An 11,218-nucleotide genomic window follows, 5' to 3' on the forward strand; every position below is an offset into this window, starting at 1 on the left:
CGCGTTCCGCTGCGCCGGCGTCGCGGCCCACCTCCGCTGCGCGATCTTGTCCTACGGCGTCGGCCTGTGTGCATGGGCTAAAAAACCGTTCAAACCAAAATTGGAGCTCCCATGAACTTCATCCGGCCGGCTTTGCCGGCGGCGGACGAGTTGCGCGATCGTTTTCGATCGGTTCGCGCGCACAGCCTGGCGCTGGCGGCTCCGCTGTCGGCCGAAGACCAGTGCATCCAGTCCATGCCCGATGCCAGTCCCACGAAGTGGCACCTGGCGCACACCACCTGGTTCTTCGAGACGGTGCTGCTGCAATTGCATGCGGACGGCTATCGCGTGTTCGACCCTCGCTTTCACTATCTCTTCAATTCCTACTACGAGGCACTGGGACCGCGCCATCCGCGGCCGCAGCGTGGACTGCTGACGCGGCCGTCGCTCGACGAAGTGCATGCGTACCGCCGCCATGTCGACGAGGCGGTGGATGCGTTGCTCTGCGGCGCGCGCGAGGACGACTGGGTGGCGATCGAAGGCATCGTCACGCTCGGCCTGCACCACGAGCAACAGCACCAGGAGTTGATCGTCACCGACATCCTGCACGCGCTGTCGTGCAATCCCTTGATGCCGGCGTACCGGGCGGCGACGGCGCCGGTGTTGCGGCTGGCATCCGTGGCACCCGCGATGCGATGGCTGTCACAACCCGGCGGCGTGGTGGAGATCGGCCATGGTGGCGCAGGATTCGTGTTCGACAACGAGACGCCGCGCCATGCCGTGCTACTGCAGCCTTACGCCATCACGGACCGGCTCGTGAATTGTGGCGACTATGCGCAGTTCATCGCCGACGGTGGCTACCAGCGGCCCGAACTGTGGCTCTCCGACGGCTGGGCGGCCGTGCAGGCGCAAGGGTGGCGTGGTCCGGCTTACTGGCTCGCGCCGGACGATCCGCGCCTCGCGCACCACGGTGCCTCGGCCGGGTGGCAGGTCTTCGGCCTGCACGGCGTGCGGCCGCTGGAGGCAGGCGCACCGGTTTCGCAACTTAGTTTCTACGAGGCCGCCGCGTATGCGGAATGGGCCGGCGCGCGTCTGCCCACGGAGTTCGAATGGGAGGCTGCGCACGACGCATCGGGCATCTCGCAGATGAGCGGCCACGTGTGGCAGTGGACGCGCTCTTCCTATGACCCGTACCCGGGCTTTCGCCCGCTCGCGGGCATCGCGGCGGAATACAACGGCAAGTTCATGGTCGGCCAACTCGTGCTTCGCGGCGGCAGCGTCGCCACGCCTGACGGGCACACGCGGCCGAGCTATCGCAACTTCTTCCCGCCGGCCGCACGCTGGCAGTTCTCGGGGCTGCGGCTCGCGAAGGACCTCTGATGGGCACTCCTGCATTCAATCTCCACGCATTCCGGGCTGCCCAACGGGCTGCGCCTCTCTCCGACTTCGCTCGCGAACTGTTCGCGGGTCTCAGTCTGGGGTCGCGGAGCATCTCGCCGAAGTTTTTCTACGACGTCGCGGGCTCGGCTCTGTTCGATCGCATCTGCGAGTTGCCGGAGTACTACCCGACACGCACCGAAGTGCGCATCCTCACCGAATGCGCGGACGAGATCGCGGCGCAGATCGGCCCCAACGCCGAGATCGTCGAGTTCGGCGCGGGATCGCTCACCAAGGTGCGGCTGCTGCTCGATGCGCTCGAAGCGCCGAAGCGCTATGTGCCGATCGACATTTCGGGAGAGCATCTCGAAGCGGCGGCGGCGCGTTTGCGCGCGGACTATCCCCATGTCATCGTCCAGCCTGTCGTGGCCGACTACACGATGCCGCTGGTGCTGCCCTCGCGAGACAAGGGCGCCGGGCAGCGGGTGGGGTTCTTCCCGGGCTCGACCTTGGGCAACTTCAGTCCTGACGAGGCCCTGGCTTTCCTGCAGCTGGCGCATCGGTTGTTGCGCGGAGGCGGCCTGCTCCTCGGCGTGGATCTCGTGAAGGACCCGGCCTTGCTGCACGCGGCCTACAACGACGCGCAGGGCGTGACGGCGGCCTTCAACCTCAATTTGCTGCGGCGCGCCAATGCCGAGCTGGATACCGACTTCGATCTTGGCGGGTTCACGCATGCGGCCTTCTACAACTCGCCGATGCGTCGCATCGAGATGCACCTTGTGAGTCGCCGGGCGCAGACCGTCACACTCGATGGTCAGCGCTTCGCCTTTGAAGAGGGCGAGACGATCCATACCGAGAACTCGCACAAGTTCACCGTGGAAGGGTTGCGCACGCTCGCCGTCAAGGCCGGCTTCCGTCCCGCTGCCGTGTGGACAGACCCCGATCACCTGTTCAGCGTTCACTGGCTTCAGGCCGCCTAGCTCGACCCGCGAAGGGAATGTGCTACTTTCGTGGATTGGCGGCGCATCGCGCCACGGAGTCAAGAAATGAAAGCAACCTGGAACGGCGTCACCGTCGCCGAGAGCGACGACACTGTGCTCGTCGAAGGCAACCACTACTTCCCGATGGATTCGCTCAACCGCGACCATGTGACCTTCAGCAACCACAAGACGACGTGCGCATGGAAGGGCACGGCGAGCTATTACTCGCTGCTGGTCAACGGCGAACTCAACACCGACGCCGCGTGGTACTACGCAGATCCCAAGCCGGAAGCGGAGATGGTCAAGGACCGCGTCGCATTCTGGAAGGGCGTGAAGGTGACGGAGTGAGCACTGCGTTCAGCCCACCTTTCACACCGCCCGATCGACTCGTTCCCACCTTGCGCCAGGACGGCTATGCCGTGCTGAGTCCGCAGGGCGTGGCCGACTGGCTCGGCGCGCCGCTGGCGCAGCTCGATGCCTTGCATGTCGATTGGGCACACCTGCCGGCCGACGAATACCTGAAGGACGGCGGCCGCTATCGCACGCGCCGCCATGCCTGTTTCACGGTAGATGAGGCCGGCGTCGAGCAAGTGCCGCATCGCGCGCATTGGCAGCCGGTCGAATACAACGCATTGCATGGTGGCATGCAGCGCTGGTTCGCGCCGATGGAGGCAGCCACTGTTGCGCAACCGATCTGGCAGCGACTCATGAGCGGACTCGGCAACGTGACGAGCGGCTTGCGCGGCACGCAGCGCTGGTATGTCGAGGCGCACCAGTTCCGCATCGACACCACGGACGGCATCGGCCGCCCGACGCCGGAAGGCGCGCACCGCGATGGCGTCGACCTGGTCGCCGTCGCGCTGGTCGGCCGTCACAACATCAAGGGCGGCGAAACACGCGTGTTCGAAGCCGGCGGACGGCGCGGCGAACGCTTCACGATGACCGAGCCATGGTCCTTGCTGCTGCTCGACGACGCTCGCGTGATCCATGAATCGACCCCGATTCAGCCGCTGGTTGAAGGCGAGCCCGGCTGGCGCGACACGCTGGTCGTGACCTGCCGCGCCGGTGCATTCCAGGGCGATTGAGTTCGAGGCGCCGACCGTAGACGTCCTACATCCGAAGCCCCGGGCTTGGATGTAAATTCGAGGCCCGATTCGCCCGCGAATCCTGTGCATGAAAGAGGTCAGCCATGTTCAATCACATCCTGGTCCCGATCGACGGGTCCGAAACGTCGATGCTGGCGGTCAGCAAGGCCAGCGGGCTGGCCTTGGCCTTCGGCAGTCGCATCACGCTCATCCACGTGGTGGACAACTATCCTTTCATCGGCGTGGGCGCTGACTACGCGCTCGGCCAGAACGAATACCTTGCCGCTGCCACCAGCAGCGCGAATGCCGCGCTGGCGCGCGGCGTGGCGGCGCTGGCCGCCGAGGGCCTGCACAGCGATCAGCGTGTGATCGACGGGCACGTGGTGCACGAAGGCATCGTCGATACCGCCATCGCGATCGGCGCCGACCTGATCGTGATGGGCTCGCACGGCCGAACAGGCATCGAGAAGCTCCTGCTCGGCAGCGTGACGCAGCGCGTGCTGCAGGACGCGAAGGTGCCGGTCCTCGTGGTGAAAGGCGACCTCAGCTAGGGATCGCCAACTGACGCCCCATCAGGCGAAAGGCGGCGGGCTCTCGAAGCGGCAAGGCTTTCCATTGGCAGGGTGCTCGAATTCAAGCGTGGTCGCGTGCAGCAGCAATCTTGGCGCGCGGCGTTCAATGTCTTCATGCCCGTAGAGCGCGTCGCCGAGGATCGGATGGCCGATCGACAGAAGGTGCACGCGCAATTGATGGCTGCGTCCCGTCAGCGGCTCCAGCCACAGGTGGCTGGCCCGGCGTTCGGGCAAAGACTGCTTCACACGCCATCGCGTCTGGCTGGGCTTGCCGGCCGGGTCGACCTTCTGCAAGGGCCTTCTCGGCCAGTCCGCGATCAGCGGTGCATCGATCAATGACCATTCGTCGGTCATCGGCAGCAGGCCGTCGACGATGGCTTCGTAGCGCTTGCTCACTTGCCGGTTGGCGAAGGCGTCGCCGAGCGCGCGCTGCATGGCCGGGTTGCGCGCCATCAGGACCAGGCCGCTGGTTGCCATGTCGAGCCGGTGCACGACCAACGCGTCAGGCCAACGCCGCGCGGCGCGCGCGCTGAGGCAGTCCTGCTTGTCCTCGCCGCGGCCGGGCACGCAGAGCAGGCCGGCGGGCTTGTCGAACACCAGCAGGTGCGAGTCTTCATGGATCAGGTGCAGGTCGGTCATCGCAGGCGGAGTCTAGAAGCACCGGGCGGCTCGGCTATCCTCGTCGCGATGTCCGTTGCAGCCGCTCCCCCCAGTTCTTCCAGGTTTTCCGATCTCACGCGCGAGCGGCCCTTCATGCAACTGTGGGTTGCGCGGCTGTTCGGCACCGCCGCGAGCCAGATGCTGCTGGTCGCGATCGGCTGGCACATGTACGACCTGACCCAGAGCGCGTGGGACCTGGGGCTGGTCGGCCTCTACCAGTTCGTCCCGGCGTTGCTGCTGGCCCTGTTGGCGGGCCATGTGGTCGATCGGCGCCACCGGGGACGCATCGTTGCAGTCTGCTTCGCGGTGCAGGCCGCGGTGGCGCTGGTGCTGCTGCTCGCGGTGCACGTTGCGCACGATACGCGCGGGCTGCTGCTGGGCCTGTCCCTCGTGCTCGGCGCGGTCCGCGCGTTCCAGATGCCGGCGCAGCAGGCGCTCACGCCTTTGCTGGTGCCGCCGTTGCTGCTGCCGCGCGCGATGGCTTTCAGCTCTGCCGGCATGCAGGGCGCCATCATCGGTGGCCCGGCGTTGGGCGGTCTGCTGTTCGTGGCGGGCATGGGCGTGGTGTACGGCGCCGCCTTTGTCTGTTTCGTGGCGGCTGCCGCGCTGGTGATGCGCCTGCATTACGTCTACAAGCCGTCTGCGCGGGAGCCGGTGACGCTCAAGACCGTGCTGGCCGGCGTCGACTTCATTTGGAAGCGCAAGCCCGTCCTCGGCGCCGTGTCACTCGATCTCTTCGCGGTGCTGCTGGGCGGCGCCGTCGCGCTGCTGCCGATCTATGCCAAGGACATTCTTCATACGGGGCCGTGGGGCCTGGGGCTGTTGCGCGGTGCGCCGGCGATCGGGGCGCTCTTCATGTCGATCATGCTCACGCGCCGGCCGATCGAGCGCCACGTGGGCCGTGCGTTGCTGATCGCGGTGGCGATGTTCGGCGTGTGCATGATCGTCTTCGGCATCTCCCGCAACTTCATCGTCTCGTTGATCGCGCTCGCGATCTCGGGCGGTGCAGACATGGTCAACGTGGTCATCCGGCAGACGCTGGTGCAGCTCGAAACGCCTGACGCCATGCGCGGCCGGGTGAGTGCGGTCAATTCGATCTTCATCGGCGCGAGCAACCAGCTTGGCGAATTCGAGTCGGGCGCCACGGCGGCGTTGCTGGGGCCCGTGGGGTCCGTGGTGGTGGGCGGGGTGGGCACCGTGCTGGTGGCGGCAGCCTGGTTCCGGTTGTTTCCCTCGCTCGCGCAGCGGGACCGGCTCGTCAAGCTAGAACACTGAGAACGCGTAAGGCACGTCGAGCGTCACGTCGTCGAGCGGTTCGGCCACGCAGGGCAGGATCCAGCCTTCGGCCTTCTCGTCGGCGCTCACGCCCGGCCATTCGATGCGGTAGCGGATATTGCCGGCCACGAGCTTGCAGAGACAGGTCCGGCAGGTGCCGTTGCGGCACGAGCTCGGCAGTTCGATGCCACCGGCGTCGGCGGACTGGAGCAGGGTGCGGTCGGGCTCGATCTCGAAGGTGAATCCGCCCGGTTCGACGTGCGCCTTCATCACGGCCGATGCGACGGCGATTGCTGGCGACGCTGGTCGCGCAGCATGAAGAGGTAGAGGCTCTCGACCTTCTCGCGCGCCCAGGGCGTCTTGCGGAGGAACTTGAGGCTTGACGCGACGCTCGGGTCGCTGGTGAAGCAGCGCAGCGGAATCCGCTCGCCCAGCCCTTGCCAGCCGTATTCCGTCTGGAGCGCGGTCACGATGGCTTCCAGCGTGAGGCCGTGCAACGGGTTGCGCGGCTGTTTCGCTGCTGGCGTAGGCTGCGCAGGAGCGTTCACTGCTACTTGTTCTTGAGCTTGCCGCGCGGAATGACCGCCGTCGTCACCGTGCGGACCGGCTCGATGCCGGCGCCCGGCGGCTTGGGCGGAGAAGTGTCCTTCTTCGGTTTCTTGGCTTCCTTGTTTGTGCGCTGTTGACCTTTGGCCATGTAAATCTCCGGATAGATGCGAATGCGGCGGTCAGTTTAGCCTCGACGTTCCAGACTTTGGCTGCGCGGCGACAATACGGCCCTTTACGTTCGTTCCCCCGCATTCATGTCCGATTACGAAGTCCGCCCCGCCACCCTGCGCGATGCCAAAGCCATCGCCGAAGTCCACGCCGCCGCCGCCCGGGCCGCCTACGAAGGCATCCTGCCCGAGGACCAGCTGCGCGCCCTGGCGCCCACTACGCGCGAGGCCAAGTGGCGCGAAGCGATCGAGTTCAGCGAGCCGCAGGTCCAGGTTGCAGAGATCGATGGCGAAGTGGTGGGATTCGTCGGCTTCGACCGGTCGCGCGATCCCAAGACGCCGTCGACCACCGGCGAGATCTGGGCCATCTATGTGAAGCCCGAGCACTGGGGCAAGGGCGTCGGTGTCGCGTTGTGGGACGCCGCGCGCGACGGCCTCGAGGAAGAGGGCTGCACCCTGGTCACCGTCTGGGTGCCGCTGCGCAACGACCGCGCGATGCGTTTCCATGAACTCGCAGGCTTCAAGCGCGAAATGAAGACCGCCAAGACCACGGCATTCGGAGCCGTCAAGATCGAGGAAATCCGCCTCAAGCGAGCCGTTTGATCGGGCGCGCAGACAATGGCCACCAGCCTCCTGCTGCTGCTCGACGACATCGCGACGGTGCTCGACGATGTTTCCGTTCTCACCAAGGTCGCCGCTAAGAAGACCGCGGGTGTTCTGGGCGACGACCTCGCGCTGAACGCCCAGCAGGTTTCGGGGGTCAAGGCCAACCGCGAGTTGCCGGTCGTCTGGGCGGTGTGCAAGGGCTCGTTCGTGAATAAGGCGATCCTGGTGCCGGCCGCGCTGGTGATCGGGACCTGGCTGCCCTGGCTGGTGACGCCGCTGCTGATGATCGGTGGCGCATTCCTTTGCTTCGAAGGCTTCGAAAAGCTGGCGCACAAGTTCCTTCACAAGGATGAGCACGCGGCCAGCACGACGGCACACGAGCGGGCGGTGGCGAGCGAGGAGGTCGACTTGGTCGCGGTCGAGAAGGCGAAGATCAAGGGCGCGGTGCGCACCGACTTCATCCTCTCCGCCGAAATCATCGCGATCACGCTGGGCACGGTGCAGGGCCAGCCTTTCGTCACGCAGCTGTCCGTGCTGGTGGGCATCGCGCTGGTGATGACGGTCGGCGTCTACGGCCTCGTGGCGGGCATCGTGAAGCTCGATGACGCGGGGCTCTACCTGAGCCAGCGCCAAGGCGCCGGCTCACGCGCCCTGGGCCGCGGCATCCTGGCGGCGGCGCCCTGGCTCATGAAGGGTCTGTCCGTCGCCGGCACGGCCGCCATGTTCCTCGTGGGCGGCGGGATCCTGGTGCACGGCGTTCCGGCCGTCGGCCATGGAATCGAGTCCTGGACCTCTGGTTTCGGCGGGTTTTTTGGCGGGCTGGCGTCAATGGGTGCCAGCGCCGGCGTCGGCATCATCGCCGGCGCCATCGTGCTGGCCGGCGTCGAAGTCGTGAAGAAGGCTCGCGGCAAGCGCTGAATCTGGCGGCGACAGCCCGCCGCCGCGGCCTCAGCGCCCTTTGGCCTTGGCGCGCTGAACCAGGTCGACCCCGACGAGCGCGATGCCGAGCACCAGCGCAAACCATCCCACGATGTAGGCACCCCCGACCATTTCGCGCCAGGTGGGCGATTGAAGGAAGCTCGGCGCGATCAACACGGCCGCGCCGATCAGGATGCATAGGATGCCGCGCTCGAGCATGCGCGGCGCTCTGGAAGGTCTGGATGCCATCCGGGGAGTTTACGGGGCTGCCGCTGCTACTACTGCTGCCGCGGCGATAGGCGCGCCCGTGCTATCGAAAGCGTAGCGAACTCGCATGCAGAGACGTGGATTTGCGCCAAATTCGTGAACCAATTCCACTGAGAAAGAGTACCGAAGAATTACATTCGTAAGTATTCGTTTCACGCATGACGTGAATCTCATTCCGGAAGAACTACATGAATCGCGTTTTCAGCATCGTCTGGAACTCATCTCAACACGGCTGGACCGTCGCGTCAGAACTCGCCGCCAGTGCCGGCAAATCAAGCACCCGGGTTCGCTCCGGTGCCGCGCAGGCCACCATAGCGGCGGCGCTGTTGGGCCTGGCCGGCACCGCGTCGGCCACCTGCTCGACCAGCGCCAATGTCATCACCTGCGACACGACTGGTGCGGCAACGGGCATTGCGGGCCAAGGCGACAACACGCCGGCCGGCACTTCGGTGATCGTGCAGCCGAAGGCGATCATCAGTTCAGGCGGGCTTCCAGCCATCAGCGTCGGCAGCAACTCGACCATCGTGATCCACGCCGGCGCCAAGGTCGAGAACAACGCGCCGGGCACCACCAACGGCAACTTCGGCACCGGCGCCAACACCATTGAATTCCGCTCCGGGAACACGCTGACGATCGAGAAGGGTGCCAAGGTGCTGTCCACCGGGGTGGCGGGCAACGCGGAGGCGATCAACCCGATCGGAACCGGAAACCGCATCGTGAACAACGGGGAAATCCGTTCGCAGGCGGGCGGCGCGGCCATCTGGTTCGAATCGTCCACAGGCTCGAACACGATCGAGAACGGCGCGACCGGCATCATCGAATACAAGAACGGCACGGGCCCCATCATGGGGGTGTCCGGCACCATGGCGCTGGACTTCACCAACAAGGGCCAGCTGATCGGATCGCTCAATTTCGCCAATGGCGACGACACGCTCAGGATCTACAGCGGGTCGTCGATCTCCGGTGCGATCAACGGTGGCGGTGGCCGCAACCTGCTGACCTTGAACGGCACCGGCACAGGCCTGGACGCGGGTGTCTTCGGCCAGGCGATCTCGAACTTCCAGACGCTGGTGAAGAACGACAGCGGCACCTGGACCTTCAACAATTCGCTCGCGGGTACGGGCATCACCAGCACGCAGGTGGCCGGCGGCACGCTGATCCTGGGCTCGGACGCCAGCGGCTACACCGGCAGCATGACGGTCGACCCGGCAGGCACGCTGCAGACCAACGCCGCTTTCATGCCGAAGGCGATCGCCGACCACGGCGTGGTGCGCTTCGAACAACCGATCGACGCCATCTACACCGGCCTGCTCACGGGTACGGGCGGCATCGAGAAGACCGGCTCGGGCAAGCTGACGTTCACGACCAACCAGGCGATCACCGGCACTACCACGATCACCGACGGCGTCCTGCAATTGGGCAACGGCGGCACGGTCGGCAAGGTGGATGGGCCCATCGTCAACAACACGGCGCTCGTCATTCATCGCCAGGACATCATCGCCTTGGCGAAACCCATCAGCGGCACCGGCGGCGTGACCCAGTTCGGCACCGGCACGACGCTGTTCACCGCCGACAACACCTACACCGGCGGCACGACCATCACCGCGGGCACCTTGCAGCTGGGCGATGGCGGCACCACGGGCGGCGTGGTGGGCAACATCCTGAACAACGCCAGGCTGGTAGTGAACCGCTCGAACATCCTGACGCTCGCGGGCGCCATCAGCGGCAGCGGTGCGCTGCAGCAAGTGGGCAGCGGCACGACCGTGCTCTCGGCGGACAACAGCTACATCGGCGGCACGACCATCACGGCCGGCACCCTGCAGCTGGGCAATGGCGGCAGTGCCGGCGGTGTGGTGGGCGACATCGTGAACAACGCGACGCTGGCGGTGAACCGCTCGGACACGCTTGATCTGCCGGGCGCCATCAGTGGCTCCGGCGCGTTCCAGCAGGTGGGCAGCGGCACCACCGTTCTGTCGGGCGCCAACAGCTACAGCGGGGCGACCACCGTCACCGCGGGCACGCTGAAGGCCGGTGCCGCCAATGCCCTCAGCGCGTTGTCGGCGCACACCGTGGCCGCGGGCGCCACGCTCGACACGGCGGGCTTCAACCAGTCCGTGGCGTCGCTTCAGAACGCCGGCACCGTCAGCCTGCTGAGCGCTGCGGCCGGCAGCACGCTCACCGTGAATGGCGCCTATATCGGCCACAACGGCGTACTCAGCCTGGGCACGGTGCTGGGCGGCAACGCCAGCGTGAGCGACCGTCTGGTGCTCAACGGCCCCGGTGCGAGTGCGAGCGGCAACACCACCGTGCGCATCACCAACCTCGGCGGGCTGGGCGCGCAGACCACGGGCAACGGCATCGAAGTGGTGAGCGCGCGCAACGGTGCCACCACCACTGCGCAGACCACCCGCGACGCCTTTGCGCTCGCGAACGGCCACGTCGATGCCGGGGCTTTCGAATACCGCCTGTACGCGGCCGACGCCCAGGGCGCTGGCGAGAACTGGTATCTGCGCTCGGAAGCCACGCCCCCGCCGCCAGAGCCTGCCGTCAAGCCCGAATCGCCTTCCGACCCGACCGGACCAGCCACACTGACTCCTTTGACCAAGACGCCGGACGCGACTGGCGAAACATCGCCAGCCACGGTGACGGTGCCGACCTACCGCGCCGAAGTTCCGCTCTTCGCAGCGCTGCCCGCGCAACTGCGGCAGGCCGATCTAGCGATGCTGGGCAACCTGCATCGCCGCGTCGGTGACGAGGGCAGCGCCAATGGCGGCCGGCAGGCC

General features: G+C 66.4%; 14 protein-coding genes. 9 read left to right on the forward strand and 5 right to left on the reverse strand.

The features are described from left to right. Positions 1–111: 111 nt before the first annotated feature. From egtB to QTI24_RS26085, 5 genes are all read left to right on the forward strand, one after another. Entirely contained in the window at positions 112–1,359 is a 1,248-nt protein-coding gene (egtB, locus tag QTI24_RS26065) for an ergothioneine biosynthesis protein EgtB (protein ID WP_286604309.1), read from the forward strand. Next, entirely contained in the window at positions 1,359–2,336 is a 978-nt protein-coding gene (egtD, locus tag QTI24_RS26070) for an L-histidine N(alpha)-methyltransferase (protein WP_286604310.1), read from the forward strand. Before egtB ends, egtD begins: the two co-directional genes overlap by 1 nt. A 45-nt stretch (positions 2,337–2,381) precedes the next feature. Continuing rightward, positions 2,382–2,684: a DUF427 domain-containing protein gene (locus QTI24_RS26075; protein ID WP_503011317.1), complete on the forward strand. Its 303-nt coding sequence runs from the start codon at positions 2,382–2,384 to the stop codon at positions 2,682–2,684. Further along, the gene (locus QTI24_RS26080) at positions 2,681–3,421 is read left to right on the forward strand and encodes a 2OG-Fe dioxygenase family protein (RefSeq protein WP_286604314.1); all 741 of its coding nucleotides are present in this window, start codon (positions 2,681–2,683) and stop codon (positions 3,419–3,421) included. Before QTI24_RS26075 ends, QTI24_RS26080 begins: the two co-directional genes overlap by 4 nt. A gap of 104 nt (positions 3,422–3,525) precedes the next feature. Further along, positions 3,526–3,972, forward strand: a complete 447-nt coding sequence (locus QTI24_RS26085) for a universal stress protein (protein ID WP_286566834.1) — start codon at positions 3,526–3,528, stop codon at positions 3,970–3,972. 21 nt (positions 3,973–3,993) lie between these two features. On the opposite strand, the gene QTI24_RS26090 is transcribed toward QTI24_RS26085, so the two are convergent. Further along, a complete protein-coding gene (locus QTI24_RS26090; RefSeq protein ID WP_286604315.1) occupies positions 3,994–4,632 on the reverse strand; it encodes an RluA family pseudouridine synthase in 639 nt (212 codons plus the stop codon). A gap of 114 nt (positions 4,633–4,746) precedes the next feature. On the opposite strand from QTI24_RS26090, the gene QTI24_RS26095 reads away from it, so the two are divergent. Further along, entirely contained in the window at positions 4,747–5,928 is a 1,182-nt protein-coding gene (locus QTI24_RS26095) for an MFS transporter (protein ID WP_503011316.1), read from the forward strand. On the opposite strand, the gene QTI24_RS26100 is transcribed toward QTI24_RS26095, so the two are convergent. Genes QTI24_RS26100 through QTI24_RS26110 form a run of 3 tightly spaced genes read right to left on the reverse strand, consistent with a single transcriptional unit; the run spans position 5,917 to position 6,625 of the window. After that, positions 5,917–6,198, reverse strand: a complete 282-nt coding sequence (locus QTI24_RS26100) for a 2Fe-2S iron-sulfur cluster-binding protein (protein WP_286604317.1) — start codon at positions 6,196–6,198, stop codon at positions 5,917–5,919. The genes QTI24_RS26095 and QTI24_RS26100 overlap by 12 nt on opposite strands. After that, a complete protein-coding gene (locus QTI24_RS26105) occupies positions 6,198–6,476 on the reverse strand; it encodes a VF530 family protein (protein ID WP_286604318.1) in 279 nt (92 codons plus the stop codon). The genes QTI24_RS26100 and QTI24_RS26105 overlap by 1 nt, the downstream gene beginning before the upstream one ends. A 2-nt stretch (positions 6,477–6,478) precedes the next feature. Further along, positions 6,479–6,625 (reverse strand): hypothetical protein, encoded by a 147-nt coding sequence (locus QTI24_RS26110; protein ID WP_286604319.1) that lies wholly within the window; start codon positions 6,623–6,625, stop codon positions 6,479–6,481. Between the two features lie 106 nt (positions 6,626–6,731). Between QTI24_RS26110 and QTI24_RS26115 the strand changes: the two genes are divergently transcribed. Together QTI24_RS26115 and QTI24_RS26120 are read left to right on the forward strand one after the other, a co-directional pair. After that, positions 6,732–7,247, forward strand: coding sequence for a GNAT family N-acetyltransferase (locus tag QTI24_RS26115; RefSeq protein WP_286604320.1), 516 nt, complete (start codon positions 6,732–6,734; stop codon positions 7,245–7,247). Between the two features lie 15 nt (positions 7,248–7,262). Further along, complete coding sequence (locus QTI24_RS26120; protein ID WP_286604321.1) at positions 7,263–8,168, forward strand: DUF808 domain-containing protein; 906 nt, start codon at positions 7,263–7,265, stop codon at positions 8,166–8,168. Between the two features lie 30 nt (positions 8,169–8,198). Here the strand turns inward: QTI24_RS26120 and QTI24_RS26125 are convergent, their stop codons facing one another. After that, positions 8,199–8,387 carry a hypothetical protein gene (locus tag QTI24_RS26125; RefSeq protein WP_286604322.1) on the reverse strand — a complete coding sequence of 63 codons (189 nt, stop codon included), beginning with the start codon at positions 8,385–8,387 and terminating at the stop codon, positions 8,199–8,201. Between the two features lie 236 nt (positions 8,388–8,623). Between QTI24_RS26125 and QTI24_RS26130 the strand changes: the two genes are divergently transcribed. Beyond that, positions 8,624–11,218, forward strand: a 2,595-nt coding sequence (locus QTI24_RS26130) for an autotransporter-associated beta strand repeat-containing protein (RefSeq protein ID WP_286604324.1), incomplete at its 3' end; no start/stop codon positions are given.

This window comes from Variovorax sp. J22P240, assembly GCF_030316855.1.
Taxonomy (GTDB): domain Bacteria; phylum Pseudomonadota; class Gammaproteobacteria; order Burkholderiales; family Burkholderiaceae_C; genus Variovorax.